Source organism: Pseudoxanthobacter soli DSM 19599, from assembly GCF_900148505.1.
Lineage (GTDB): Bacteria > Pseudomonadota > Alphaproteobacteria > Rhizobiales > Segnochrobactraceae > Pseudoxanthobacter > Pseudoxanthobacter soli.
The window spans coordinates 22,846-49,076 of record NZ_FRXO01000003.1 but is presented as its reverse complement, the minus strand read 5'-3'; the positions used below and the strand labels follow the sequence as shown (position 1 = coordinate 49,076).

Sequence of the window (26,231 nt, the reverse complement as noted above, 5' to 3'; positions counted from 1 at the left end):
CTCAGCCGAAAAGGCGTTCGATGGGGCCGGCCGGCAGCGAGAGCTGGAGGCCGCGCGCGAAGATCAGCCAAAGCACGAGCGACAGCCCGAACCCGACCGCGAAGGTCAGCCACAGCGGTCCGCGTCCGAACCCGCGCGTGGTGCCGGCGAACAGCACCGCGGTCGCGATCGAGAAGCCGGCGGTGTTGAGCAGCAGCATCTGCCCCACGAGGCCGCCGACGATCCAGGCCATCGGCCCGAATTCGTCGTGCTCCCGCGCCGGGAAGGAGCCGCGGATGCCGGCGACCGCGGTCAGGACCGCGAGCACGGCGAGGCCGCCCGCGACCGCGTAGGGAAAGGCCGCCGGGCCGATGCGGGCATAGCTGCCCGCACCGCTCATGTGCGCCGTCTCCCACAGGACGATGGCGGCGATGGCGGCGAGCGCCGCCGCGATCCCCAGCACCGGCCAGTCTGGCCGGTGCGCCGGTGCGTTGCTGGCGTCGCTCATTGCACCAGCCCGATGTCCTTCAGGATGGTGGCGGTGGCGGCCTGATCGTCCGCCAGCTGCTTCTCGAACTCCGGTCCGGCGAGGAAGGTGTCCTGCCAGCCCTTGGTCTTCAGCGTGTCCTGCCAGGTCTTGGACTTCGCCATCTTCTCGATGTCGGCGACGATGGCGGCGCGCTGCTCGTCGGTGATGCCGGGGGCGGCGGCGACCATGCGCCAGTTCTGCACCACCACGTCGACGCCGGCCTGCTTCAGCGTCGGCGCGTCGACGCCCGGCAGCGGTTCGGCACTGGTGACGCCGATCAGCCGGAGCGCGCCGGCCTGCACCTGGGATTCGAACTCGCCATAGCCGGAGATGCCGACGGTCACCTGCCCGCCGAGGATCGCCGCCAGCGCCTCGCCGCCGCCGGAAAACGCGATGTAGTTGACCTTGGTCGGGTCGACGCCGACCGCCTTGGCGATCAGGCCCGCCGCGATATGGTCCGTGCCGCCCGCCGAGCCGCCGGCCCACGAGACGGAGCCCGGATCGGCCTTCAGCTTGTCGACGAGGTCCTGCATCGTCTTGATCGGCGAGGCCGCCGGCACCACCAGCGCCTCGTATTCGCCCGTGAGCCGGGCGATCGGGGTGATGGCGTCGAGCGTCACGGCGGACTTGTTGGTGAGGATCGCGCCCACCATCACATAGCCGGCGACGATCAGCGACGTCGCGTCGCCCTTCGACTGGTTGGCGAACTGGGCGAGGCCGATGGTGCCGCCGGCGCCGGGCACATTGATGACCTGCACGCTGCCGGCGATCTTCTCGTCCTGCATCGCGGTCTGCATCGAGCGGGCGGTCTGGTCCCAGCCGCCGCCGGGCGCCGCGGGCGCCATGATCTTGTAGTCCGCCGCGGCGGCGAGGCCGGGTGCGGCGAGCAGCCCGGCGAGGGCCGCCACGATGGTCAGGCGCTTGGTGATGGCGCGGGTCATGAAATTTCCTCCGTCCCTGTTTTCGTTGTCGGCGGCGAACGCGCACCGGCAGGCCGCGGGGTCTCGGCCCGGCCTTCCGGCGGATCTCGTCTCAAGGGGGAGGTGTGGCGCAGAACGGGGGTGGCCGGGCTCAGCCCGCCCGCATCATCCCGTGCGTTCGTCGGCGCATGTCGGCGGCCGTGCCTGCCGGTCCGGAGCGCGTCCGATCGGGTCACCCGATCCTGCTTGCTCCAGGGGGCAGGGCCTCATCCTCCCGGTGTCGTCCGGGCGTGTTCTCCGCCCGTTACAGCTGAGGATAGCGAGGCTTTCTGTCGGCGACCTGTCATCGCCAAGGCGGCGTCCGGTGCAGCGGCCGGCTGCCGGAGTTCAGGGCGCGTCAGGGCCCGGCGACCAGCTTGCCCCACGCCTCGTAGAGCCGTCCCTTGCGTTCCTGGTCGAGGCCGACGAGCAGCGCCGGCCCGAGCGCGACCGGCTGGATGATGCCGCTCGCCTCCTCGGCGATCCGCTCCGCCGTCCACTGGCCGTGGCTGCCGGGCACGACGGCGCCGAGCGCGGTTGTTCCGGCCGCGATCGCCTGCCCGCGCGGCGACAGCAGATAGTCGAGGAAGGCCTCGGCGAGCCGCGGGTCGTTGGCGGTACGCGGGATCAGCGCCGTGCGGGTCAGCACCAGGGCATAGTCGTCGGGGATCACGATGCCGAACCGGGGATCGTCCGCCTGCCGGGCGAAGGCATAGGAGCCGAGCACGTTGTAGGCGAGGGCGAGCCCGCCGTCGGAGACGAGGTCGATCAGCTCCGGGCTCGATCCGCTGAGCCTGACGTCGACCTGCCCGAGGGCATGGGCGAGACGCCAGAAGTTCGACGAGATCACCGCGTCCTGCGCCGCCAGCATCTGGCCGACGCCGCTCGCCGCGATGTCGTAGGTGCCGACCCGGCCGCGAAACCGGTCCGGGTCGCTCTCCAGAAGCCGGATCAGGCCGAGATGCGAGCGCGGCCGGTCCGCCTCGGGCACCAGCGCGCGGTTGTAGAGGATCACCGCCGGCTCGAAGGTGAAGCCGAACACCTCATCGCGCCAGCGCGCCCAGGCCGGCAGCGCTTCGGTCTGCGGTGATTCGTAGGCGCGCGCGAAGCCGTCGTTGGCAAGCTTCACCTGCAGGTCGCTCGCCGAGGAAATGATCAGGTCCGTTCCCTCCGGCACGGTTCCCGCCACCACCGCCTCGTAGAGCGGCAGCGTCTCGATCTCGTCATAGAGCACCGCGACGTCCGGGCGCACGATCTGGAAATCGTGGATGAAGGCCGCGAACAGCGGCGTGCTGGTGGCGCCCGCGATCATCAGCACCGGCCCGTGCTCGTCGGGGGGATGCGGCGCCGGATAGCGGCTGGTCTCACCCGCGTCGGACCGTCCGCCGGAGGCGACGAGCCCGAAAACGGCGACCGCCGCCATCGCCGCCAGCATCCGTCCGCCGCGCCCGCCTTTCGGGCTGCCCAAGCGGGCAGGCGCCTCGGCCTTCAGGTCGATGCGCGCCACAAGCCCGCCGCCGTCGCGGTCGAGGAGGGCGATGCGGCCGCCATGGGCCTCCACCACGGTGCGGACGATGGAAAGCCCCAGTCCGCTGCCGGGTCGGGCGCCGCCGCTGCGCCCGCGCCGGAAGCGTTCCAGCACCGCCGCCTTCTCGTCGTCGGCGATGCCGGGGCCGCGGTCGGACACGGCGAGGCGGATGCCGGCGGGTGTCGCATCGGCCGTGATGCTCACGGGGCCGCCGGTATAGTCGAGGGCATTGTCGACGAGGTTGCCCAGCATCTCCCGCAGCGCCAGCCGGTCGCCCATCACCACAAGATCCCGCGCCCCGTCTGCGATCGTCACCCCGACGCGCGCCGCCGCCTTGGCGTCGAGGCGCTGCAGTACGTCGTCGATCACGGTTCCGATCGCGAGCGGCGCCACCTCGCGGGTCTCGATGCGGTGGGCCACGATCGCTTCCATCAAGAGCTGGTTGATCAAATCGCTGGCGACCACCGCGTTGTTGTGGATCTTCACCACCCGCTCCCTGAGCCGGTCGAAATCGCGTTCGTCGAGCGCCACCTCGGCCTGCGCCCGCAACGAGGCGAGCGGCGTGCGCACCTGGTGGGCGGCATCGGCCACAACGCTGCTCAGCGTGCGCATGATGCTGTCGAGCCGCTGCATGAAGCCGTTCAGCGCCTCCACCAGATGGCCGACCTCCACCGGCACCGGCACGGAGACCGGCGAGAGATCCTCCGACGGCCGCCGCCGCAGCTCCGCCTCGAGATCGGCGAGCGGCGCGAACGCGCGCTGAACCCCGAGCCAGACGAGCGCGAGCGAGAGCGCCAGCAGCCCGACCAGCGGCAGCACGGCGGTGTTGAAGATCTCGGCGGCGAGCCGGCTGCGGGCGAGCCGCGTCTCGCCGACGCGGATCGTCACCCAGCCCGCCGCCTCGCTGGCGGAGGTCAGCCGGCCGATGGTGGCGATCCTGACCGGCTCGCCGCGATAGCTGCGGTCGGCGAACACCGGCTCGTCGTCGGAAGCCGGCGGCAGGCCGGCGCCGAGATCGTCGTAGCCCGTGACGAAGGCGCCGTTCGGCTGCTCGACGACATAGAACACCCGGTCGCCGTCGGAACCGAGCATGGCGAGCGAGGCGATCGGCAGTTCCACCACCACGCGGCCGCCTTCCACCTGCACCGCGCCGGCGATGGAAAGCGCCGAGGCCGCCAGCAGCCGGTCGAAGGCCTCGTCGGCCGCGCGCCCGGCATAATCGCGCAGGAACAGCGCCACGGCGCCCGCCGCCAGCGCCAGCACCACCAGCGCGAGGCCGAGCACGCGGCGGCGGATCGAGGTCGCCCGCACCGGCACCGGGCCGGACAATCCGTCAGGGGCGGTCACTGGCCCGCGCCATGTAGCCGGTGCCGCGCACCGTGACGATGTCGACACGCGAGCCTTCGAGCTTGCGCCGCAGGCGCGAGACCAGAAGCTCGACGGCATTGATCGACACATCGTCGTCGAACGCGAACAGCTGCGTCATCAGCCGGTCCTTGGGCACCACCTGCCCGAGCCGGCCGATGAGAATTTCGAGCAGGCTGAACTCCCGCCGGCCGCACTCCACCGGCCGGCCGGCGACCATGACGCTGCGGGCGGCGAGGTCGATGACGAGATCGCCGACCTGCATCGCGCTCGCCGTCATCGCCGTGGGGCGGCGGGAGACGGCCCTGAGCCGCGCCTCCATCTCGCGCAGGTCGAACGGCTTGACGATGTAGTCGTCCGCGCCGAGATCGAGCAGGCCCACCTTGTCGTTCACCTCGGCGCGGGCGGTGGCGACCAGAACCGGCGTGTCGAGCCCCGCGCCGCGCAGGTCGCGCAGCACGGAAAAGCCGTCCCGGCCCGGCAGCATCACGTCGAGCACGATGGCGTCGAACGCCCCGTCGCGCGCCCAGTCCAGCACGGCCTCGCCGTCGCGCAGCCACTCCACGCTGTGGCCGCTCGCTCTCAACCGCGTCACCACAGCGTCACCAAGATCCTCGGCATCTTCGACGATGAGAATGCGCAAAGGCGTTGCCCCGCCGGTTCCGTCCCCATGGCTCCGGCTCTCGCGGCCGGTAATCCCTGCCTGTTTGTTTCCCCTCGGAGGGGCCTGCGTCAAGCGCCGGTTGCAATCCCGCCGTGCCGCGGCCCGCGCGCGACGCTCCGGGCGTGTCCGGCTTTCCGGCATTTCCCGGCCGCGCCCTTCCCGCCGCCCCCTCTGTCGGCGCCATCGTGCCGCGGCGAGGACGGCCTTGCCGCAAGCAGGCCTATTCCCTTAGAGCCTGTTGCGACGAGGTCGAACCGATCCGGCCAGAAAGCGCTCTTCGAGGCGATGGAGCAGGCATGTCGAGCAGCACCCAGGCGACGCTGGCCCTGACGCGGGCGGGCGTGGCGTTCTCCGTCCACCATTACGATTACGATCCGGGCGCGGACCGCATCGGCCTGCAGGCCGCCGAGGCCATCGGCGAGCCGCCGCACCGGGTGCTGAAGACGCTGATGGTGGAGGTCGACGGCAAGCCCGCCTGCACGGTGATCCCGTCCGATTGCGAACTCAGCATGAAGCGGGTGGCGGCGGCGTTCGGCGGCAAGGCGGCGCAGATGATGAAGCCGGCCGCGGCCGAGCGCCTGACCGGCTTCCGCGTCGGCGGCATCAGCCCGTTCGGCCAGAAGCGCAAGGTGCCGACCGCCATCGAGGCCGCGGCGCTGGGCGAGGCCTATGTCATCATCAATGGCGGCCAGCGCGGCCTGATGGTGCAACTCGCCCCCGGCGACGCCGTGAAGGCGGCCGCCGCCGTCACCGCCCCGCTGGTGGCCTGATCGCGCGCCGGCCGCAGGGGGGTAAGCCGGCCGCCGCTCTGGCGCACGCATTGGGGACGGTTGTTGCCTGTGGATTTCGGTAGCAACGTAACAGCTGTCTTGGTGACCGCAGTCTCGTGCTCATACACATTGCGCGATCAAAATTTATCGTTGACATGTACGGCATTCCGCCCATTATAGGCGTGGAAGCAGTCTATGATTCTAGGAGTGGTAGCCGTGGCCCGACCATCTTATGCGGTAAGGATACGCTCCCGCATTGCCGAGCTGGAAGCGTTGATACTGCAAATGCAGGCGGAGCTTGATGAGCTCCGCGTTGCAGAACGCGTAATTGAGCGGCTGGGTGGTGATGACGACGATGAGACGCCTGCGCGTGGCCAAAGAAGCCGAACCATAGGCGAATTGATCGTCGAGGTTCTCGGCCTGCATGGACCTCTTGAAAGCAAGGGCGTTCTGGAGCTTGTCCGAGACCGTCAGGATACCACGGCGAACACGATATCAACGACACTGTCGCGCTTGAAAGACAGCGGTCAAGTTCTCCTTGATGGGCGTATGTGGTCCTTGGCTCAAAAAGAAGAAGCCTCCCCGGACGGCAATCCGAAGGAGGCCATTGAACCCGGCGAAAACGAAGTTTCGCCGGTAAGCGCTGATGCCCCGGACGAGGGGGTGTTCAGTTGACTTCTGCAGCTGAGCAGCACACCCGGTGGTGTAGTCACTGGGGGAAATGAGGATTTATGGACCCTCCACCACTATACCTCCCGGCTGCACTCGGACCTAGGCCGATGTAGTCGGCAGCGCCCGCGAGGGGTGCACGATTAAGCCGGGGACGCCCGACTTAATCACCTACCCTTAAGGTGAAAGCCCTCCGAGGAATCGAAGTATTATAACTTGAGGCAACTCTCTGAACTCTACCACCTCAGAAGTGCCTGTCTCCACGGAACTCAATCCCCCTTCCAAAAGGGTGGGGAATATAAAGACCGTCGCCTACGCCACCAGCTACCAACTGGATGGCGTAGGCATTATTTTATATAGGATTGACAGTGCGTTGTCAAAGACGGATGCGGGCGGAAAGTCTGGCTATTCGGGTCTGATCAGGCCGTCAGTCAAGACAGATATCCTTCGCGCCAGCTGCTCAAGTCACTGGAACGCAGACGCGGCGTTGAATTTACCAGCCGCCCGGAGCGAACATGACCGCGATCACGATCTACGGCATCAAGAACTGCGACACCATGAAGAAGGCCCGCGCCTGGCTCGACGGCCACGGCATCGCTTATGCCTTCCACGACTACAAGGCCGCCGGCATCGACCGCGACAGGCTTGCGAACTGGGCGAGGGCGGTCGGCTGGGAGACCCTCCTCAACAAGGCCGGCACCACCTTCCGCAAGCTGCCGGACGCCGACCGCGCCGACCTCACCGAAGACAAGGCCATCGCCCTGATGCTCGCCCACCCCTCGATGATCAAACGCCCCGTCCTCGAATCCGGCCCCACCCTCCTCGTCGGCTTCAAGCCGGCGGAGTACGAGAAGGAGTTGGGGTGAGGGGGCGCCGTTGAGAGCAGCGCATCGTGGAGGCCTGCCGGATGACAGCTTTTCCGCCGCGCGCTTGCATTTTGCACGCAAAAGTTGCTATTCTCGATGGCGAACGATCCGAAAGCCATCCTGAGGAGGGGCATCATGCGCGGTATGGCGGCTGTGATGACGGTGATGGGTTTGACGGCCTGTGCGCCCGAGAAGCCAGTCGAGAAGCCTCAGGCGCCAACACCCATCGCCAGTATCGCGCCGGAAAAACGGGACCTGCCGCGCTTCGAAGCGCCCGCCTGTAAGCGGATCGCGCAGCATGCGGAGAGTTTTGGCGAAGAGCGCACCACCAGAACCACGCAATATTTTACCCCGGTGTTTCCTGCAGGACCGGATGGTGGTCTGCGACCTGAGGATCGCGACAACTGCCTGAAGATGGAGGGTAGCTGCATCGTCGGCAATAAATTGTACAACGCCGGTGGTCCGTCGGGCCGTGTTTACGATCTTACGCAAATTCCGACCGTCTTCGGCCAAGGCAGCGGAAAGAATGCGTTCAACGCGACAAACGCGCTCTTTCCATGTGTGACGGTTGCGGCCGATCCGGCTGAGTACAAGACTGGGACTGTCATCTACATTCCCGCGTTCCGCGGAAAGCTCTGCCCCCAGAACGGCCAGCCGGTGGATGGCTGCTTCGTTGTCGGAGACGTCGGTTCCAAAATCCGCGGTCCCGGACGCTTTGACATCTTCACCGGAGATTGTGCGCGATATGACGGCAGCAGACACGTCTGCCGCGATCCTGGTACGGCTTCTTTCAATGTCCCGTCGGGGACGCCGTTCCGGGTCATCCCTCGTGACGACAAATTGGCCGTCGACCTTCGGGCCGAAGTCGATGCTTTCGTCGAGAACGGGTGGAAGTGATTTTCAGGCAGACGACAGGCGCGGCAGAATAGACGGCTTTCGTCCGCAAGCCGGCACGCCAATCACTCTCGACCAAGAAAAATGGTGCCGGTTGAGGGGATTGAACCCCCGACCTTCGGTTTACAAAACCGCTGCTCTACCGCTGAGCTAAACCGGCCCTTCGGTGCCGGATCCGCGGGCGCGGATTCCGGTGCCTGTTTCCGGGTTGGTTATCATGTCTCGCGCGGGCTTGCATCCGCCAAGGCGTCGCGCCGCGTGGTTTCCACGACCTGTTGAAGCGCGCGGGCCGGCGGCTCGCCGACCGGGCTTATCGGCGCGCACGAAGTGCTGAGGCCCGCGAAGAACGCGCCCGGTCCTTCCGGTGCACCGATCCCGGCGCAACGCCGCCATCCCCTCGCATCGTTCGCCAGAGGCTGCAACGCGCGACGCGGCGTCTCTCCCGGCGGACACGGCGCCTCTCTCGCGGGTGCGCCAGCGAACGCAGGCGGACGGAACCGGAGCGTTCAGGCGCGGTTCATTTCGTCAGGGCCACCATCGGCCCCGATCCTAGCGCCCGTGCGCCGGGATCGCCCGTCCGGATCGCAACGACCCGGGCGGCGACGTGACGAAACCGATTGAACCGCAGCGCCTGCCGTCCGCCGGATGCATCCGCGCGGCCGAAGGCGCGTCGGGCAAACCCCGATGCAAGCCGCCCGGAGCAAGCCGCCCGGATGCGTTCGCGAGGATGGAACGATGACAGTCGCCATGATGATGCGGCGGGGTGTCCTGCGGAGAGGCAGCCCGCATCCGAACGTCCTCCGGCGCGGGGCGCTCGCCGCCGCGCTCTGCGCGGCCCTCGGCGCCGCGGTCGCCACCGGTCCCGCCGAAGCGGCGATCCCGGCCGGTCCCGCGGTCGCAGCGGCGCTTTCCGGCGCTGCCGTCCCGCCGTCCGGGTCCGCCGGAGCGACCGCCTCTGGGCTTTCGGATCGTGCCGCGGCCGTTCCCGTGCAGTGGGGACCCGGCTGGCGCGGCCCCGGCCCGGGGCCCGGCTGGCGCGGCGGTCCCGGCTGGCGAGGCCCCGGTTGGGGCGGGCCTGGCTGGCGTGGCCCCGGTTGGGGTGGTCCTGGCTGGGGTGGTCCTGGCTGGCGCGGCCCGGGTTGGCGCGGCCCCGGCTGGGGTTGGCGGGGGCCGGGCTGGGCGGGCCCCGGCTGGGGCGGCCCCGGGTTCGGATGGGGCGTCGGCGTCGCGGTGCCGCCGATCGTCGTGGCCCCGGCCCCGCCGCCCGTGGTGGTCGCGCCGCCGGCCTACGCCGCGCCGCAGCCGTGGACGCCGGCCTGGTACAGCTACTGTTCCGCGCGCTATCGCAGCTTCAACCCGAACACCGGAACCTTCACCAGCTATTCGGGGCAGCAGCTTTTCTGCCGCTGATCGCCGGGGCCCGGCGCACGCGCGGGCCTCGCCCGCCTCCCAACGGGACACGCAAGAGCGCGGGCAGGGCGCCGATCATCGCGCCTTGCCCGTCGCACCATAACCGTGGCATCGGCGTTGAATGGCCGGCCCGCTCCGAACGGGGCGCGCGGGCGGGAGAACGGCGAGCCTCGTCCGTTCGCCGCATCGCCGGGGCCGGTCGAGCGGGCTGCTTGTGTCTGTCGCCGCGCCGGTCCGCGCGTCTCAGCCGCCCGCGAGCCGGCGGCGCATCACGTAAAGCGCGATCGCCGCGGCGTTGGAGACGTTGAGCGAGGCGAACGGGCCGGGCGCCTCCAGCCGGGCCACCGCGTCGGTCGCCGTCTTGACGGCGCCGCGCAGGCCCTTGCCTTCCGACCCCAGCACCAGCGCCACCTTGTCGCCGACCGGCACGGATTCGAGGTCGTGCTCGGCCTCGCTGTCGAGGCCGATGATGGTGAAGCCCTCGTCCTTCAGGTCGCGCAGCGTGCGCGGCAGGTTCGGCACCGAGGCGTGGGGCAGAAGGTCGACGGCGCCCGAGGCCGCCTTGGCCAGCACGCCGCTTTCCTGCGGGGAATGGCGGCTCGTGGTGAACAGCGCGGAGGCGCCGAGCGCCACGGCCGAGCGCATGATGGCACCGACATTGTGCGGGTCCGTCACCTGGTCGAGCGCCAGCACCAGCCGCGCCGTGCCGAGGTCGCCCACCTCGGCCGGGGCCAGAGGCTCGGTGACGAGGGCGATGCCCTGGTGGACCGCGTCGGCCGGCACCATCTCGGCCACCACCTTCGGGTCCGCGACCTCCGGGGCGACGGGCAGGTCGATGCCGGCCTCGGAAAGCCGCGCCAGTGCGTTGTGGGTCGCGACCAGCCGGTGCTTGATGCGGGCCGGGTTGGCGAGCGCGGCCGCGACCGCGTGCACGCCATAGATCACGATGCGGTTCTCGCCCGGGCTCCAGTGGCTGCGCGTCGACGACGTGCGCCGCGGCGGGCGGCGCTCGGTCCTGCGGTCGTCCGGCTTGCGGTCCGGTCTTCTCGGCGTGTCGGCGGTCATCGGCGCACTCGGGGTCGTGGAACTCGGGGTGGTGGAACGCGGGGCGGTGGAACCGCGTCTCAAAGGGGGCTGACGGGCTTATTGGCACGGCGGCGGCGGCGGGGCAATGCGGCGGCATCGAAGCCGGCATGCGTGCCCCGCGGGGGCGAAGCCCGCATCGAAGGCTTGCGTCCGGCCCGCCGACGCCCGATCATGACAATCGCACGACAACGGGAGGCGCTCTTGAGCGAAGCACCGGGAACCGGGGATGACGCCGATCCGTCCGGCGTCGCGGCAGGCCGGACGGGCGCCGGGTCGCGCACCGCGCGGGTGCCCAAGATAGCCCAGAGTCAGATCGCCCAGAGTCAGACCGCGCAGAGCCCCGTCACTCAGGCCCAGATCGCCCAGCCTCACGCCGGCGCTGCCGGCCAGCCGCCCTTGCAGGCGGAGACGGCGGCGAACGCCCGGACCGTGATCGCCTTCGACCGCCGCGAACTCGATGCCATCCTGCGCATCTACGGGCGGATGGTGGCGGCCGGGGAGTGGCGCGACTACGCCATCGACTTCCGCGCCGACGAGGCGGTGTTCTCGATCTTCCGCCGCACCAGCGAGATGCCGCTCTATCGCATCGTCAAGAATCCGAAGCTCGCCCGCAAGCAGGGCGCCTATTCGGTGATGGCGCCGGGCGGCATGATCCTGAAGCGCGGCCAGGACCTCGCCCGCGTGCTGAGCGTGCTCGAACCGAAGCGCACGCTGCACCTCGTCGGCGGCTGATTTAGAGCATATCCCGTTCAGATTGAACCGATCTGAACGATAAGGATGTGCTCAAGCTTTTGAATCTGGAGCGATTTCTTGTCGATCTGATGATTCCATCAGATCGGAAAGCGCTCTAGCTCGGCGGCTGATCCCGCCCGGGCTCAGGCTGCGGCGGGATAGACGCGGAAGGCGTTCAGCACCAGCCCGACATCGGCGCCGGCCGTCACCTCGACGCTCGCCGGCACGGCGAACTCGACGCGCTGGTGCCCGGCACCGACTTCGGCCTCCACCAGCCGATGGCCGGCCGTGCGCCGGACGGCGATGACGCGGGCCGCGATGCCACGGCCGGGCGCGGCGATCTCGACGTCCACCGGGCGGGCGAACACGTCGGCGCGTCCGTCCTTCTCACCCGTCAGGTCGAGATCGAGCGGCTGGCCGGCGAGGGTGCCCCTGCCGCCGCGGATCTCGACTTCGAGATGCACGGATTCGCCGATGAAATCGAACACGAACGGCGTCGCCGGGCGGTCGTAGATGTCGTCGGGCGTGCCGACCTGCTCGATGCGGCCGGCGCGCATCACCACGATGCGGTCGGCGAGTTCCATCGCCTCCTCCTGGTCGTGGGTCACGAACAGGGTGGTGTGGCCGGTGCGGGCGTGGATTTCCTTCAGCCAGCGGCGCAGGTCCTTGCGCACCTTGGCGTCGAGCGCGCCGAACGGCTCGTCGAGCAGCAGCACCCGGGGCTCGATGGCGAGCGCTCGGGCGAGCGCCACGCGCTGGCGCTGGCCGCCTGAAAGCTGGGTCGGGTAGCGCTTCTCCAGCCCGGAAAGCTGAACGAGATCGATCAGCTTCAGCACCCGCTCGCGGATGTCCTTCTTGGAGGGCCGCGTCGCGGCGGGCCGCACCGTCAGGCCGAAGGCGACGTTGTCGAACACCGTCATGTGCTTGAACAGCGCATAGTGCTGGAACACGAAGCCGATATTGCGCTCCTGCACGCTGAGGTGCGAGGCGTCCTCGCCGCCGAACATGACGCGGCCGCCGGTCGGGAATTCCAGCCCGGCGACGATGCGCAGCAGCGTGGTCTTGCCGGAACCGGACGGCCCGAGCAGCGCGACGAGCTCGCCGCCCGGCACGTCGAGGTCGATGCCGTGCAGCGCGGGCGTGGTGTCGAACGACTTGGTGACGTTCTCGACGTGCACGTCGATCGGCACGGCATGGATCGGGGAAGGTTCGGTCGGCAAGAGGTGGTCGCTCCCGGAATGTCGGCTCGCCCCGGCGGCGCGGTCGGCGAGGCTGGCATCGTGAATGACGCGCTGATCCATGCTCGAATGCCCTCGGCGCGGGTTCAGGTCAATGGCGGCGGGTGGAATTGGCGATGCCGTCCGAATAGTGCCACTCCAGCAGCGTCTTGGCGACGAGGGTGACGAGGGCGAGCAGAGCCAGCAGCGAGGCGACGGCGAAGGCGCCGACGAAATTATATTCGTTGTAGAGGATCTCGACATGCAGCGGCATGGTGTTGGTCAGGCCGCGGATGTGGCCGGAGACCACCGAGACCGCGCCGAACTCGCCCATGGCGCGGGCGTTGCAGAGCAGCACGCCGTAGAGCAGGCCCCATTTCACGTTCGGCAGCGTCACCCGGAAGAACGTCGCCCAGGGGCCGGCGCCGAGCGACAGTGCCGCCTCCTCCTCCAGCGTGCCCTGTTCCTGCATCAGCGGGATCAGCTCGCGCGCGACGAACGGCAGCGTCACGAACATGGTGGCGAGCACGATGCCCGGCACCGCGAAGATGATCTCGATGCCGTGATCGCGCAGCCACGGCCCGAGCAGGCTCTGCGCGCCGAACAGCAGCACGTAGACGAGGCCCGAGATGACGGGCGAGACCGAGAACGGCAGGTCGATCAGCGTGGTCAGCAGGCTCTTGCCGGGAAATTCGAACTTGGCGACGGCCCAGGCGGCGGCAAGGCCGAACACCATGTTGCACGGCACCGATATCGCGGCCACCAGCAGCGTCAGCCGGATCGCGGCGAGCGCGTCCGGCTCCGCCAGCGCCTCGAAATAGGTTTCCGCACCCTTGGAGAACGCCTCCGAGAACACCACCGCCAGCGGCAGCACCAGGATCAGCAGCAGGAACGCCAGCGCGGCGAGCACGAGCGCGACGCGCACCCAGGGCGCCTCGGTCACGGCGGAGCGGGCGCGGGCACGGGCGGCGGCGGGTGCGGCGGAAAGGGCGGCGTCGGTCATGCGGGTCGGTCCGAGGCGTCGGTACGGGTGGCGGCGGAAAGGACGGCGGCGGTCCTGCGGGAAGCGGCGTGCCTCATCCCGCCTGCCCCATGCGGCGGCGGGCCCAGGCCTGCAGCAGGTTGATGGCGAACAGCATCAGGAACGAGATGATCAGCATCACCGCGGCGATGGCCGTCGCGCCGGCATAGTCGAAGCCCTCGAGCCGGGTCACGATCAGGAGCGGCGCGATTTCCGAGACGAACGGGATGTTGCCGGCGATGAAGATCACCGAGCCGTATTCGCCGACCGCGCGCGCAAAGGCCAGCGCGAAGCCGGTGAGAAGCGCGGGCAGGATCGTGGGCAGCACGACGCGGGTCACGGTCTGCAGGCGGCCGGCGCCCAGGGTGGCGGCGGCTTCCTCGTATTCGCGGTCGAGTTCCGCCAGAACGGGCTGCACCGTGCGCACCACGAACGGCAGGCCGATGAAGATCAGCGCGATCACGATGCCGCGCGGCGTGTAGGCGATCTTGATGCCCCATTCGGCGAAGAAGCGGCCGATCATGCCGTTCGGGGCGTAGATCGCGGTCAGCGCGATGCCGGCGACGGCGGTCGGCAGCGCGAACGGCAGATCGACGGCGGCGTCGATCAGGCGCCGGCCGGGAAAATCGTAGCGCACCAGCACCCAGGCGACGAGCAGGCCGAACACGCCGTTGATGGCGGCGGCGATCAGCGACGACCCGAAGCTCACCTTCAGCGCGGCGATCACGCGCGGTTCGGTCGCGACCGTGAGGAAGCCGGAAAGGCCGAGGTCCGCCGTCCGCAGCACCAGCGCGGCGAGCGGGATCAGCACGATCAGCGCGAGATAGGCGAGGGTGAAGCCGAGGGCCGGCCCGAAACCCGGGATGATGCTCGGCTGCCGCCTCAGCGCCTTGGCAAAAGCCATGTCGAATGCCGCCCTTGATGCGTCGGTGTTGGAAGTGGTTGCCGCGAGATTTGGCTTGCCGCCAGAATAGGGGCGTCGGTCCCTTGAAGTCGATTCCCCGTCCGCCCTGCGGCCTGCACGGAAACGCGCCGCCGCTCTGGAGCGACGGCGCTATGCCGGCGGGCGATGGTTTGGCGTTACTGCTTCGGCTTGTAAAGCTGGTCGAAGGTGCCGCCGTCGCCGAAGTGCTCGGGCTGCGCCTTTGCCCAGCCGCCGAACAGCGGATCATCGATGCTGACGAGCGGAATGTCGGCGAAGCGCTTCAGGTAGGCGGGGTCCACGCCGTCCGTCTTGTAGGGACGGTAGTAGTGCTTGGCCGCGATGTTCTGACCCTCGGGCGAATAGAGATATTCGAGATAGGCTTCCGCGGTCTTGCGCGTCCCCTTGGCGTCGACGTTGCCGTCCACCACCGTCACGGGGGGCTCGGCGAGGATCGAGACCGAAGGCGCGATGATCTCGAACTGGTCGGGGCCGAGTTCCTCGATGGAGAGGAAGGCCTCGTTCTCCCAGGCGAGCAGCACGTCGCCGATGCCGCGCTGGGCGAAGGTGGTGGTCGCGCCGCGGGCGCCGGTATCGAGCACCGGCACATGCTGGAACAGCTGCGTGATGTAATCGCGCACCTTGGCCTGATCGCCGTTGAAGTGCTTGTCGGCCCAGGCCCACGCGGCGAGGTAGTTCCAGCGCGCGCCGCCCGAGGTCTTCGGGTTGGGCGTGATCACCTCGACGTCGTCGCGGACGAGGTCGCCCCAGTCCTTGATGTTCTTCGGGTTGCCCTTGCGGACGAGGAACACGATGGTAGATGTGTAGGGCGCGGAATTGTTGGGCAGGCGCTTGCGCCAGTCGGCCGGAATCTTGCCGGTCCTCTTGGCGATGGCGTCGATATCGGCTTCCAGCGCCAGGGTCACCACGTCGGCCTGAAGGCCGTCGATCACGGCGCGGGCCTGTGCGCCGGATCCGCCATGGGAGGCGCGGATCGTCACGGTCTCGCCTGCGGTTTCCTTCCAGTGCTTGGCGAAGACCGCGTCGTAGTCCTTGTAGAGTTCACGGGTCGGATCGTAGCTGACATTGAGCAGCGTCTGGTCCGCCATCGCCGGCAGGGCCGTGCCGCCGAGGCCTGCGGCGAAGGCTGCCGCTGCCATGGCACCGAGCACGGTGCGGCGGGTGGGTCTGGCTTTGGGTGTCGACCTCATCGGGAGCCCCTCCGAAAACGCGATTGCGGGAATTCAATTTCCTGCAATGTCTATTTATTGGATGGACTTTGTCAACAAAGCCGGCGGCCCGGCGGCGAAAAAGCACGCTTATGCTCTTTCAACCGGGTCCGGAGAAAAGCGTTCCGCGCTCGCGGCGCCGCGAGCGCAAATGCCGGCTGCGACCTGCGATTGCCGGGCGGCTTCCGCGGCGCTGGCGACCGTTCAGCCGGCGCGGGCGTGCACCGGCACCAGCCGCGCCGTGGAGAGCAGCAGCCCGGTGGAGAGCGTGCTCACCGCGCAGAACGCGATGACCGCGTTCGATACCCCGACGGCGTCGGACAGGAAGCCGACCGCCAGGATCGGCGCGATGGTACCGAGATAGCCGATGGACAGGAACGAGGACAACAGGCCGCCCCGGTTGTGCTCGCCGGCGATGCGGTCGACGATGGCGATGCCCGACATGAACGCCAGCCCGTGCCCGAGGCCGATCGAGAGATCGGCGGCGAAGAACAGCGGCGCGATGTGCAATCCGAGCGACAGGCCGAGCAGGATCACGCCGAGGCCCATCAGCGACAGCGCCATGCGAAGGCCGGTCTTCGGTTCCAGGCGCCGGGCGGGGAACTGCACGCCGGCCGAGCAGAACAGCACCATGGCGAGGGCGACGCCGCTGACGGCCGGTCCGTGCCAGGGCAGCAAATCCTTCAGGAAGGTGGGTGCGAGCGAGGCGAGCAGACTGAACAGGCCGTAGGCGGTGAAGACGGCGAACGAGGCGACGAGGAAGCCGGGTAGGGCCTCGCGGTCGGGCAGCACCAGGCGGGGCATCAGCGACAGGCGAACCGCACGGGCGCCGCCCGCCGCCGCGGTCTCGCCGCGCCCCGCGGTGCGCACGGCCAATAGGCCACCGAACACCAGCGCCGTCGGGGCGAGCACCACCAGATAGGGCGTCACCAGCGGGGAGGCGGCGAGCTGCGCGGCGACACCGGCGACGAGCGGTCCAAGCCCGAAGCCCGCCATCGTCGTCATCGAGGCGATCAGCGGCGCCCGGCGCACGGTCCCCAGCGGCTCGAACGCCACGAGGCCGACCGTTGCCGATGTCGTCACCATGCCCGAGGCGATGCCGATGGCGAAGCGCGCCGCGATCAGGGAGCCGAGGCCCCCGGCCGTGGCCGACAGCGACAGGCCGCCCAGAATCAGCAGCAGCGCCGCCCGCAGCACGGGCACGGGGCCGAGCCGGTCGGTCAGCCGGCCGAGAAACAGGAAGGCGGCCATCACGCCGATCATGTAGGAGACGAACACGATGGTGATCGAACTCGCCGCCAGTCCCCACAGATCGGCGTAGAATGGAAACAGCGGGCTCGCCATGGTCGCGCCCATCGTTCCCATGACGAGGGAAAGGGCGATGACGCGAAATGGCAGCCATGAGACCGGCCTGGCAGCGACCATGGTTCGGCTCCACGAATGGGGACGGTGTGAACGGGGATGCGAGGGCGGTCGCCGGAGAGCGGGAGAGGCGCGGTCGCACATGGCATCGGAAGCAACGATGCTTTAAATGACCGTGTGGTCATTTAAAGTCAATGGGTATCCGGTACGCAATCGGGAGGAAGGGACGTTGAACGCGGCGGATGAACAGGCGGGCGGTGCCGGCAGGAGCCGTGCGAGGGCCGGCGCTGCTGTGGAACGCGGCAAGGCTGCGCACCCCCGCGCGGCCGGCGGCAAGCCGCCGTGCAGCGAGCCGGCGCCGGCGAAGACGCGCGGCCCGAGCCCGGAAAAGACGGCGCGCACGCGCGAGGCGATCGTCAAGGCGGCGGCCGAGGAGTTCTTCGAGCACGGCTTCTCGCGTGCCACGATGGCGGGTGTCGCCCGGCGGGCCGGCCTCGCCAAGGGCACGGCCTATCTTTATTTCCCGACCAAGGAGGCGCTGTTCGCCGGTGTCGTCCGCCACATCGTCAGCGACGTGCTCGCCGCGGCGGAGGAGCGCGAGATCGAGCCGGGCGAGCGGATCGGCGATTATTTCCGCCGCACGCTGGCGCCGGTGATGACCAACGCCGTGTTCGCCCAGCGCGCCGCGGTGGCGCGTCTCGTCATCTCCGAGGGGGCGGAGTTCCCCTTCCTGGCGGAAATCTATCGCACCGGGGTGTTCGAGCCGCTGATGGACCACATCCGCAGCCATGCCGAGCGCGCCCGGGCGCGGGGCGAACTCGCCTGCGACGCGCTCGTGCGGCTGCCGCAGCTTCTGGTCGGGCCCATCTGGGTCGGCATCGTCTATAACGGCATCCTCAACCCGGCGGAGCCGCTCGATATCGGCGCGATGTTCTCCGCACAGATCGATCTCCTGTTCCCACCCTCGGACAAGGCGGGATAGCGCGCTGGACGGGATCGGCCGTGCAGTCGCCGCTCGCCCGCCCGGTTCAGCCGAGCGCGGCGGCGATCTCGGCGACGACGGCGTCCGCCGCCGCGCGCCGGTCCGGCGCCCCGACGATCGGTCGGCCGACCACCAGCATGTCGGCGCCGTCGCGGATGGCCTCGCCGGGGGTGGCGACGCGCTTCTGGTCTCCCACCGCGGCGCCAGCCGGCCGCACGCCGGGCGTCACCAGCAGCATGTCCGGCCCGACGACGGCGCGCACGGCCGCCACCTCCTTCGGCGAGCACACGATGCCGTCGATGCCGGCGGCCTTCGCCTGGGCGGCGCGTTCGGCGACGCGCTCGGCGACCGTGCCGCGATAGCCTGCGGCCGCGAGGTCTTCGTCGTCGAGCGAGGTCAGCACGGTGACGGCGAGCAGCGCGGTCCGCGCCTCGCCGCGGGCCGCTACCGCCGCCGCCATCGCCTTCGGATAGGCGTGCAGCGTCAGGAGGTCGGCGCCGAGCGCGACCGCCGAGCGCACCGCGCCGGCGACGGTGTTGTCGATGTCGAGCAGCTTGGCGTCGAGGAAAACGCGCTCGCCCGTGCGCACGAGCTCGCCGGCAAGCTCCAGCCCGCCCGGCGCATAGATCAGTTCCAGCCCGATCTTGTAGACGCCGACCGCGCCCCGGGTATCCGCGATCACGGCGCGCGCCTCTGCGACGTTCGGGGTGTCCACCGCCAGGATCAGGCGGTCGCGCGCGGTCTTCGGGTGCCAGCGGGCCTCGGGCATGGGCAGGCGTCCTCTTCTGGGTGGAAGCAGGCTCTTCGGGATGGAAGCAGGCGGGGCGAAGATGAGCGCCGCGGATTGGTGCGGCAGAGATCGGCGCGGTGGGCGCGGCCGTCACAGCTTGCGCAGGGCGACGCTCTCGATGTCGTGGTTGGCGCCCTTGGTCAGGATCAGGTCGGCGCGCGGGCGGGTCGGCAGGATGTTCTCGTGCAGGTTCACCCGGTTGATGCGGGCCCACAGCCGCTCGGCGAACTGCCGCGCCTCTTCCTCGGAAATGTCGGCATAGCGGTGGAAATAGGATTGCGGATCGCGGAACCGCGTCTGCTTCAGCGCCATGAAGCGCGAGACGTACCAGCGGTGGATCAGGTCTTCCTCGGCGTCGATATAGATCGAGAAGTCGAAGAAGTCCGACACGAAGGGGATCGCGCGGCCGTGGCGCGGCAGCCGGTTCGGCTGCAGCACGTTGAGGCCCTCGACGATCAGGATGTCGGGTTCCTCGACCGTGACGGTCTCGCCGGGCATCACGTCGTAGACGAGGTGGGAATAGACCGGCGCGGTCACCTTCGGCTTACCGGCCTTGATGTCCGTGAGGAAGGCGAGCAGCGCCTGCCGGTCGTAGCTCTGCGGGAAGCCCTTGCGCTCCATCAGGCCCTCCGCCTGAAGCACGGCGTTGGGCAGCAGGAAACCGTCGGTGGTGACGAGCGACACCCGCGGGCTCGTCGGCCAGCGCGCCAGCAGCGCCTGCAGCAGGCGCGCGGTGGTGGACTTGCCGACCGCGACCGAGCCGGCGATGCCGATCACGAACGGGATCTTGCCGTCGTCGCGGCCGAGGAAGCGGTTGGTCGCCGCGTGCAGGCCTTGGGTGGCCTCCACATAGAACGACAGCAGCCGCGACAGCGGCAGATAGATGCGCTCGACCTGGCTCATCGACACCGGATCGTGCAGGCCTTGGAGGCGCCCGACCTCCTCGGCCGTCAGCGTCATCGGGGTGTCGGCGCGCAGGTTCGCCCACTCGGCCTCGCCGAACACGCGGTAGGGCGACAATTCACGCTGGGTAGCCATGTCCATGGACGCATCCCTGCCCGCGTCCGGGCGCGCTGCCGCCGCATCCATGACGCTACCCCACATTTCATCCGTCAGCCGCGCGGCCGGGACGCCTTTTCCTCAAGCCCCGTCTGCGCGGTTCGCCGGCGCAGTTCTTCCATGACATCGCCGAGGGGCAGATCGCAAGCCCGCAAAAGGACGAGGAGGTGGTAGAGAAGGTCCGCCGCCTCTCCGGTCAGCCCCGCCTTGTCGCCGAGCGCGGCGGCGATGGCGGCTTCCACCGCCTCCTCGCCGACCTTCTGGGCGATCTTCGGTACGCCCTTGCCCATCAGCCGGGCGGTATAGGAGCCCGGATCTTCCGAGGCGGCGCGGGTGCGCACGATCTCGTCGAGGCTTTCGAGCGTGAAGCGGTCGCCGGTCATTGCGCGGCCTCCGTGAGCCCGTCGAGGCGCACCGCCAGCCCGGCGCCGGCGAGGCGGTCCTTGGCCTCGCGGATGGTGTAGGTGCCGAAGTGGAAGATCGAGGCCGCCAGAACCGCCGAGGCATGGCCGTCGCGCACGCCGTCGACCAGGTGGTCGAGGTTGCCGACACCGCCGGAGGCGATCACCGGCACTTCCACCCGGTCGGCGACCGCGCGCGTCAGCTCGACGTCGTAGCCGATCTTGGTGCCGTCGCGGTCCATCGAGGTCAGCAGGATCTCGCCGGCGCCGAGGCGGGTCACCTCCTCGGCGAAGTCGAGTGCGTCGATGCCGGTCGGGGTGCGGCCGCCGTGGGTGAAGATCTCCCAGCGCGGCGGCTCGCCCTCGTCGGAAACCCGCTTGGCGTCGATCGCGACCACGATGCACTGGCTGCCGAACTTCTCGGCCGCGCGGCGCACGAAGTCGCGGTCCGTCACCGCGGCGGTGTTGATGGAAACCTTGTCGGCCCCGGCGAGCAGCAGCGCGCGGATGTCCTCCACGGTGCGCACGCCCCCGCCCACCGTCAGCGGCATGAAGCAGCGCTCCGCGGTGCGCCGCACCACGTCGAGCAGGATGCCGCGGCCCTCGTGGCTCGCGGCGATGTCGAGGAAGGTGAGTTCGTCAGCCCCGGCGGCGTCGTAGGCCTCGGCGGCCTCCACCGGGTCGCCGGCGTCGATCAGGTCGACGAACTGCACGCCCTTGACCACCCGGCCGTCCTTGACGTCGAGGCAGGGAATGACGCGGACCTTGAGCATGTCGTCCCCCTTATGCCGCCTGCCGCGCCTTGACGAGCGCCAGCGCCGCCGCCGGATCGAGCCGGCCGTCATAGAGCGCGCGGCCGGCGATGGCGCCTTCCAGAATGGCCGCGTCCGGCTGCATCAGCCGCTCGACGTCGCCGATGCCGGCGAGGCCGCCCGATGCGATCACCGGGATCGAGACCGCCGCCGCGAGTTCCAGCGTCGAGGCCCAGTTGAGGCCCTGCAGCATCCCGTCGCGGTCGATGTCGGTGTAGACGATCGCCGCGACGCCGGCGTCCTCGAAGGCGCGGGCGAGGTCGACCGCCGCCATCTCGGAGGTCTCCGCCCAGCCTTCGACCGCGACGCGGCCGCCCTTGGCGTCGATGCCCACCACCACCCGGCCCGGATGGGCGCGGGCGGCCTCCTTCACGAGCGCGGGATCGCGCACCGCGACGGTGCCGAGGATGACGCGGGTCACGCCCTTCTCCAGCCAGCCCTCGATGGCGGCCCGGTCGCGGATGCCGCCGCCGAGCTGCACCGGCAGGCGGATGCGCTTCAGGATCGCCTCCACCGCGGCGCCGTTGCGGCTCTGGCCGGCGAAGGCGCCGTCGAGGTCGACGACGTGCAGCCACTCGAAGCCGGCCTCGGCGAACGCCGCGGCCTGGGCGGCCGGGTCGTCGTTGAAGACGGTGGCCTTGTCCATCTCGCCGCGCACGAGACGAACGCAGCGGCCTTCCTTGAGATCGATGGCCGGGAACAGGATCATGGGCGCCACGCGAGGAAATTGGCGAGAAGGGCGAGGCCGAGCCGCTGGCTCTTCTCGGGGTGGAACTGGGTGCCGACGACATTGTCGCGGCCGACGACGGCCGTGACCGGCCCGCCATAATCGGTGGTGGCGATCACGTCTTCGGGCCGCGCGGCGGCAAGATGATAGGAATGGACGAAATAGGCGTGCAGCCCGTTCGGCCCGGTCGGAATGCCGGCGAGGATCGGGTGCTCGCGCTTCACGTCGAGCGTGTTCCAGCCCATGTGCGGCACCTTGAGCGCCGGGTCGGAGGGGGCGATGCGCACCACGTCGCCCGCGATCCAGCCGAAGCCGTCGGTGGTCTCGTATTCGACGCCCCGGCTCGCCATCAGCTGCATGCCGACGCAGATGCCGAGGAACGGCTTGCCCTTGGCCTCGACGTGCTCGACCACGGCGTCCTTGAGGCCCGGCACCGCCTCAAGCCCCCGGCGGCAGTCGGCGAAGGCGCCGACGCCCGGCAGCACCACGCGCTCGGCCGCGGCCACCGCCGCGGGATCGGAGGTCAGCACGATCTCGGTGGCGAGGCCGGCCTCACGGGCGGCCCGCTCCAGCGCCTTGGTGGCCGAGCGCAGGTTGCCCGAGCCGTAATCGATGACGGCGACGCTCATGACGGACGCTCCGGCTGCGGAAAGAGGCCGAGCACCGGCTCGCCCTCGGAGGGAACGGCGCGGGCGGCCGGAAAGGACGGGACGGAGGCCGGCGGCGGCGCGGGGGCGTCGTCCTCCTGAACGGCGGCGCGGGCCTGCCGCTCGGCGAAATAGCGCCGCTCGCAGTCCGCGCGGCTGTGGCCGGCGACCACAGCAGCCTCGCGGTAGCCGCGGCGGGCGAGCGTCCAGCGCCTCAGCCCGTTGGCCTCGAACGCGCAGGCGACATTGAAGGCGAGCCCGGCGATCAGGTCGGCCGCGGTGCCGAGGCGCTCGACGGCGAGATGCAGCGCCACCGCCACCACGATCCAGCCGATCAGGACCAGCCACATGCGATGGCACAGGAGCCACAGCGCCGGCACGAACAGCGCCAGCCAGGAAAAGCCCTCGCGCACGAACGCGACGCGCTCGGCATCGCGCCGGGCATCGCCGGACCGCGGCGGCTCCATGACGATATAGAGGCTCATGGCATGGTCCTCGGCATGGTCCTCGTTTCGCGGCCGGCGACAGGCCGCCGGAAGTCCGCGTCCGCCGGTCCGGCTCAGCCGTCGAGGCTGCCCTTGGTCGACGGAATCACGTTCGCCTGGCGCGGGTCGATGGCGAAGGCCGCCTTCAGCGCGCGCGCCAGCCCCTTGAAGCAGCTCTCCGCTATATGGTGGCTGTTGGCGCCGTAGAGAGTCTCGACGTGGAGGGTCAGCCCTGCGTTGAACGCGAAGGCGCGGAAGAACTCCTCCACCAGCTCGGTGTCGAAGGTGCCGATCTTGGGGCTCGGGAACGTGGTGCGGAACACCAGGAACGGCCGGCCGGAGACGTCGACGGCCACCCGCGTCAGCGCCTCGTCCATCGGCAGGTAGGCGTCGGCGTAGCGGGTGATGCCGCGCCGGTCGCCCAGCGCCTGCCGCACCGCGACGCCGAGCGCGATGCCGACGTCCTCCACGGTGTGGTGGTCGTCGATGTGCAGGTCGCCCTTGGCCGAAATGTCGAGGTCGAACAGCCCGTGGCGGGCGATCTGGTCCAGCATGTGGTCGAAGAAGCCGACGCCGGTCGAGATCGCGGCCTTGCCCGTGCCGTCGAGGTCGATGCCCACGACGATCTCGGTCTCGTTCGTCTTGCGCTCGATGCGCCCGCTGCGCATGGCCAGCTCCAGCATTCGCAAAAAGGGAAGCCGGCGAACGCCCGTCCGCCGGCTGCGCCGTTCTATCAGAGGGGGCCGGCCGATGAAAGCCGTCGCGCCGCCTCGTTTCGGCGGGGGGCGACGGCGATCCGGCGGCCCGGTTCAGGTCACGTTGAAGGCCGCGACCGCCGCCATATTGGCGAGTTCCGCATCCTTGGCGCCGAGCGAGACGATCTGGACGGACTTGTCGAGCCCGACCAGGAACGGCCCGACCACCGTCGCCCCGCCGATCTCGCGCATCATCCGCGTCGCGATCGAGGCGGCGTCGGCCGAGGGCATCACCAGCACGTTCGCCGGGCCGGACAGGCTCGTGAACGGGTAGGTGGCGAGCAGTTCGGCATTGAGCGCCACGTCGGCGGCCATCTCGCCGTCCACCTCGAAATCGATGCGCCGCTTGCCGAGCAGCCGCACCGCCGCCTGCACCCGGGCCGCGCTTTCGCTCGGCGGCTGACCGAAGGTGGCGTTGGCGAGCATCGCCACCTTCGGCTCGTAGCCGAGCCGGCGGGCGACGTGGGCGGCCTCGACCGCGATGTCGGCCAGTTCCTCCGCCGTCGGGGTGTCGTGAACGGCCGTGTCGGCCACGATCACCGTGCGCCCGCGGGTCAGCACCAGCGAAACGCCGATCAGCGTGTGGCCGGGCTTGCGGTCGATCACCTTCAGCACCGCCTCGAAGGTGGTGGCGAAGTTGCGCGTCGCGCCGGTCACCATGGCGTCCGCCTCGCCGCGGGCCACCATCAGCGCGCCGAAGAAGTTGCGGTCGTTGTTGACGAGCCGCTGGCAGTCGCGCCGCAGGAAGCCCTGGCGCTGCAGCCGGGCATAGAGGAAGTCGGCATAGTCCTTGTTGCGGCTCGAAAGGCGCGCGTTCAGCACCTCCATGCCGGGCTTGAACTCGATGCCGGCATCGGCGGCGGCCGCGGCGATGATCTCCTCGCGGCCGATCAGGATCGCGGTGCCAAGGCCCTGGGAGACGAAGCTGGAGGCGGCGCGGATCACCGGCACTTCCTCGCCCTCGGCGAACACCACGCGCTTCGGCGACTGGCGCACCTTGGTGAAGATGCGGGCGAGCGAGCCGACCACCGGGTCGCGGCGGGCGGAAAGCTGCTCGGCATAGGCCTTCATGTCGACGATGGGCCGGCGGGCGACGCCGGATTCCATCGCCGCCTTGGCGACCGCCGGCGGCACGGTGGAGATCAGCCGCGGGTCGAACGGCACCGGGATCACGTAGGACGGCCCGAACCGCAGCAGCTTGCCCTGGTAGGCGGCGGCCACCTCGTCCGGCACTTCCTCGCGGGCGAGCGCCGCGATGGCCTGGGCGGCGGCGATCTTCATCGCGTCGTTGATCGTGGTGGCGCGCACGTCGAGCGCCCCGCGGAAGATGTAGGGGAAGCCGAGAACGTTGTTGACCTGGTTGGCGTAGTCCGAGCGGCCGGTCGCGACGATGGCGTCGTCGCGCACGGCGGCCACTTCCTCCGGCGTGATCTCCGGGTCGGGATTGGCCATGGCGAAGATGATCGGGTTCGGCGCCATGGAGCGCACCATGTCCTGCGTCAGCGCGCCCTTGGCGGAAACGCCGAGGAACACGTCGGCGCCCATCATCGCCTCCTGCAGCGTGCGGGCGTCGGTCGGCACGGCATGGGCCGTCTTCCACTGGTTCATGCCCTCGGTGCGGCCCTGGAAGACCACGCCCTTGGTGTCGCAGAGGATGACGTTGTCGTGGCGCACGCCCATCGCCTTGATGAGCTCGATGCAGGCGATACCGGCCGCGCCGGCGCCGTTGCACACCACCTTGATGTCGCGCACGTCGCGCCCGGTCAGGTGCAGCGCGTTGATCAGGCCGGCGGTGCAGATGATCGCGGTGCCGTGCTGGTCGTCGTGGAAGACCGGAATGTCCATCAGCTCGCGCAGGCGGCTTTCGATGATGAAGCAGTCCGGCGCCTTGATGTCTTCCAGGTTGATGCCGCCGAACGAGGGGCCGAGATAGCGCACCGCGTTGACGAAGGCGTCCACGTCCTCGGTGTCGATCTCGAGATCGATGGAATCGACGTCGGCGAAGCGCTTGAACAGCACCGCCTTGCCTTCCATCACCGGCTTGGAGGCGAGCGCGCCGAGATTGCCGAGGCCGAGAATGGCGGTGCCGTTGGAGATCACCGCCACGATGTTGCCGCGGGCAGTGTAGTCGAACGCCCGGGTCGGTTCTTCGGCGATGGCACGCACCGGCACGGCGACGCCCGGCGAATAGGCGAGCGAAAGGTCGCGCTGGGTCGCCATGGGCTTGGTCGGAACGATCTCGATCTTGCCGGGCCGTCCCCGCGCGTGGAACTCGAGCGCCTCGCGATCCGTGATCGTGCCGCCGTTCGTGGTCGCATTCGCGCCCGTGGCGGGCTTGTTCGCCGACATCTGGCCGTCCTTCCCTGCGGTT

26 protein-coding genes and 1 tRNA gene are annotated in these 26,231 nt (G+C 69.6%); 7 read left to right on the top strand and 20 right to left on the bottom strand.

The annotated features are described in order from the left end of the window. Position 1: 1 nt before the first annotated feature. From BUF17_RS07870 to BUF17_RS07855, 4 genes are all read right to left on the bottom strand, one after another. Positions 2–487 carry a tripartite tricarboxylate transporter TctB family protein gene (locus BUF17_RS07870; RefSeq protein ID WP_073627401.1) on the bottom strand — a complete coding sequence of 162 codons (486 nt, stop codon included), beginning with the start codon at positions 485–487 and terminating at the stop codon, positions 2–4. Then, positions 484–1,449, bottom strand: a complete 966-nt coding sequence (locus BUF17_RS07865; RefSeq protein ID WP_073627399.1) for a Bug family tripartite tricarboxylate transporter substrate binding protein — start codon at positions 1,447–1,449, stop codon at positions 484–486. The genes BUF17_RS07870 and BUF17_RS07865 overlap by 4 nt, the downstream gene beginning before the upstream one ends. A gap of 376 nt (positions 1,450–1,825) precedes the next feature. Next, positions 1,826–4,342 carry a sensor histidine kinase gene (locus BUF17_RS07860; protein ID WP_244530815.1) on the bottom strand — a complete coding sequence of 839 codons (2,517 nt, stop codon included), beginning with the start codon at positions 4,340–4,342 and terminating at the stop codon, positions 1,826–1,828. Next, on the bottom strand, positions 4,329–5,003 hold the full coding sequence (locus BUF17_RS07855) for a response regulator transcription factor (protein WP_073627378.1): 675 nt from the start codon (positions 5,001–5,003) through the stop codon (positions 4,329–4,331). Before BUF17_RS07855 ends, BUF17_RS07860 begins: the two co-directional genes overlap by 14 nt. A 317-nt stretch (positions 5,004–5,320) precedes the next feature. Here BUF17_RS07855 and ybaK point away from each other — a divergent pair, with 317 nt between their 5' ends. From ybaK to BUF17_RS07835, 4 genes are all read left to right on the top strand, one after another. Beyond that, a complete protein-coding gene (gene ybaK / locus BUF17_RS07850) occupies positions 5,321–5,794 on the top strand; it encodes a Cys-tRNA(Pro) deacylase (protein WP_073627376.1) in 474 nt (157 codons plus the stop codon). A 216-nt stretch (positions 5,795–6,010) separates the two neighbouring features. Then, positions 6,011–6,469 (top strand): hypothetical protein, encoded by a 459-nt coding sequence (locus tag BUF17_RS22525; RefSeq protein ID WP_139282462.1) that lies wholly within the window; start codon positions 6,011–6,013, stop codon positions 6,467–6,469. 509 nt (positions 6,470–6,978) lie between these two features. Then, a complete protein-coding gene (locus BUF17_RS07840) occupies positions 6,979–7,329 on the top strand; it encodes an ArsC family reductase (RefSeq protein WP_073627372.1) in 351 nt (116 codons plus the stop codon). 96 nt (positions 7,330–7,425) lie between these two features. Further along, on the top strand, positions 7,426–8,226 hold the full coding sequence (locus BUF17_RS07835; RefSeq protein WP_073627370.1) for a 3D domain-containing protein: 801 nt from the start codon (positions 7,426–7,428) through the stop codon (positions 8,224–8,226). Between the two features lie 82 nt (positions 8,227–8,308). Here the strand turns inward: BUF17_RS07835 and BUF17_RS07830 are convergent. Further along, positions 8,309–8,383, bottom strand: a tRNA-Thr gene (locus BUF17_RS07830). 575 nt (positions 8,384–8,958) lie between these two features. Between BUF17_RS07830 and BUF17_RS23080 the strand changes: the two genes are divergently transcribed. Beyond that, on the top strand, positions 8,959–9,633 hold the full coding sequence (locus tag BUF17_RS23080; protein ID WP_244530814.1) for a BA14K family protein: 675 nt from the start codon (positions 8,959–8,961) through the stop codon (positions 9,631–9,633). Positions 9,634–9,876: 243 nt separating this feature from the next. Here BUF17_RS23080 and BUF17_RS07820 read toward each other — a convergent pair whose 3' ends face one another. Beyond that, positions 9,877–10,698, bottom strand: a complete 822-nt coding sequence (locus BUF17_RS07820; protein ID WP_073627366.1) for a TrmH family RNA methyltransferase — start codon at positions 10,696–10,698, stop codon at positions 9,877–9,879. A 417-nt stretch (positions 10,699–11,115) separates the two neighbouring features. Here BUF17_RS07820 and BUF17_RS23205 point away from each other — a divergent pair, with 417 nt between their 5' ends. Further along, positions 11,116–11,451, top strand: coding sequence for a DUF2794 domain-containing protein (locus BUF17_RS23205; protein ID WP_073628181.1), 336 nt, complete (start codon positions 11,116–11,118; stop codon positions 11,449–11,451). Positions 11,452–11,594: 143 nt separating this feature from the next. Here BUF17_RS23205 and BUF17_RS07810 read toward each other — a convergent pair whose 3' ends face one another. The 5 genes from BUF17_RS07810 to BUF17_RS07790 all read right to left on the bottom strand — a co-directional run bounded on the left by BUF17_RS07810 (position 11,595) and on the right by BUF17_RS07790 (position 17,265). Beyond that, positions 11,595–12,635 (bottom strand): sulfate/molybdate ABC transporter ATP-binding protein, encoded by a 1,041-nt coding sequence (locus BUF17_RS07810; protein WP_073628179.1) that lies wholly within the window; start codon positions 12,633–12,635, stop codon positions 11,595–11,597. A gap of 145 nt (positions 12,636–12,780) precedes the next feature. After that, the gene (gene cysW, locus BUF17_RS07805) at positions 12,781–13,671 is read right to left on the bottom strand and encodes a sulfate ABC transporter permease subunit CysW (RefSeq protein ID WP_073627364.1); all 891 of its coding nucleotides are present in this window, start codon (positions 13,669–13,671) and stop codon (positions 12,781–12,783) included. Between the two features lie 73 nt (positions 13,672–13,744). Beyond that, positions 13,745–14,593, bottom strand: coding sequence for a sulfate ABC transporter permease subunit CysT (gene cysT / locus BUF17_RS07800; RefSeq protein WP_073627362.1), 849 nt, complete (start codon positions 14,591–14,593; stop codon positions 13,745–13,747). A 176-nt stretch (positions 14,594–14,769) separates the two neighbouring features. Then, the gene (locus BUF17_RS07795) at positions 14,770–15,771 is read right to left on the bottom strand and encodes a sulfate ABC transporter substrate-binding protein (RefSeq protein ID WP_084564269.1); all 1,002 of its coding nucleotides are present in this window, start codon (positions 15,769–15,771) and stop codon (positions 14,770–14,772) included. Positions 15,772–16,044: 273 nt separating this feature from the next. Further along, positions 16,045–17,265, bottom strand: coding sequence for an MFS transporter (locus BUF17_RS07790; protein ID WP_073627358.1), 1,221 nt, complete (start codon positions 17,263–17,265; stop codon positions 16,045–16,047). A 166-nt stretch (positions 17,266–17,431) separates the two neighbouring features. On the opposite strand from BUF17_RS07790, the gene BUF17_RS07785 reads away from it, so the two are divergent. After that, a complete protein-coding gene (locus BUF17_RS07785) occupies positions 17,432–18,184 on the top strand; it encodes a TetR/AcrR family transcriptional regulator (protein WP_244530813.1) in 753 nt (250 codons plus the stop codon). A gap of 46 nt (positions 18,185–18,230) precedes the next feature. Here BUF17_RS07785 and pyrF read toward each other — a convergent pair whose 3' ends face one another. From pyrF to BUF17_RS07740, 9 genes are all read right to left on the bottom strand, one after another. Then, the gene (gene pyrF, locus BUF17_RS07780) at positions 18,231–18,953 is read right to left on the bottom strand and encodes an orotidine-5'-phosphate decarboxylase (protein WP_073627356.1); all 723 of its coding nucleotides are present in this window, start codon (positions 18,951–18,953) and stop codon (positions 18,231–18,233) included. A gap of 111 nt (positions 18,954–19,064) precedes the next feature. Then, entirely contained in the window at positions 19,065–20,012 is a 948-nt protein-coding gene (gene coaA, locus BUF17_RS07775) for a type I pantothenate kinase (RefSeq protein WP_428977633.1), read from the bottom strand. Positions 20,013–20,086: 74 nt separating this feature from the next. Further along, positions 20,087–20,416, bottom strand: coding sequence for a phosphoribosyl-ATP diphosphatase (locus BUF17_RS07770; protein ID WP_073627352.1), 330 nt, complete (start codon positions 20,414–20,416; stop codon positions 20,087–20,089). Further along, positions 20,413–21,207 carry an imidazole glycerol phosphate synthase subunit HisF gene (gene hisF, locus BUF17_RS07765; protein ID WP_073628174.1) on the bottom strand — a complete coding sequence of 265 codons (795 nt, stop codon included), beginning with the start codon at positions 21,205–21,207 and terminating at the stop codon, positions 20,413–20,415. The genes BUF17_RS07770 and hisF overlap by 4 nt, the downstream gene beginning before the upstream one ends. Before the next feature lie 10 nt (positions 21,208–21,217). Beyond that, positions 21,218–21,955, bottom strand: a complete 738-nt coding sequence (gene hisA, locus BUF17_RS07760) for a 1-(5-phosphoribosyl)-5-[(5-phosphoribosylamino)methylideneamino]imidazole-4-carboxamide isomerase (RefSeq protein WP_073628172.1) — start codon at positions 21,953–21,955, stop codon at positions 21,218–21,220. Then, entirely contained in the window at positions 21,952–22,602 is a 651-nt protein-coding gene (hisH, locus tag BUF17_RS07755) for an imidazole glycerol phosphate synthase subunit HisH (RefSeq protein WP_073627350.1), read from the bottom strand. The genes hisA and hisH overlap by 4 nt, the downstream gene beginning before the upstream one ends. Then, the gene (locus BUF17_RS07750; protein ID WP_073627348.1) at positions 22,599–23,105 is read right to left on the bottom strand and encodes a DUF2628 domain-containing protein; all 507 of its coding nucleotides are present in this window, start codon (positions 23,103–23,105) and stop codon (positions 22,599–22,601) included. The genes hisH and BUF17_RS07750 overlap by 4 nt, the downstream gene beginning before the upstream one ends. Before the next feature lie 74 nt (positions 23,106–23,179). Continuing rightward, positions 23,180–23,773 carry an imidazoleglycerol-phosphate dehydratase HisB gene (hisB, locus tag BUF17_RS07745; protein WP_073628170.1) on the bottom strand — a complete coding sequence of 198 codons (594 nt, stop codon included), beginning with the start codon at positions 23,771–23,773 and terminating at the stop codon, positions 23,180–23,182. Positions 23,774–23,914: 141 nt separating this feature from the next. Continuing rightward, positions 23,915–26,209 carry an NADP-dependent malic enzyme gene (locus BUF17_RS07740; RefSeq protein WP_073627346.1) on the bottom strand — a complete coding sequence of 765 codons (2,295 nt, stop codon included), beginning with the start codon at positions 26,207–26,209 and terminating at the stop codon, positions 23,915–23,917. Positions 26,210–26,231: the final 22 nt, after the last annotated feature.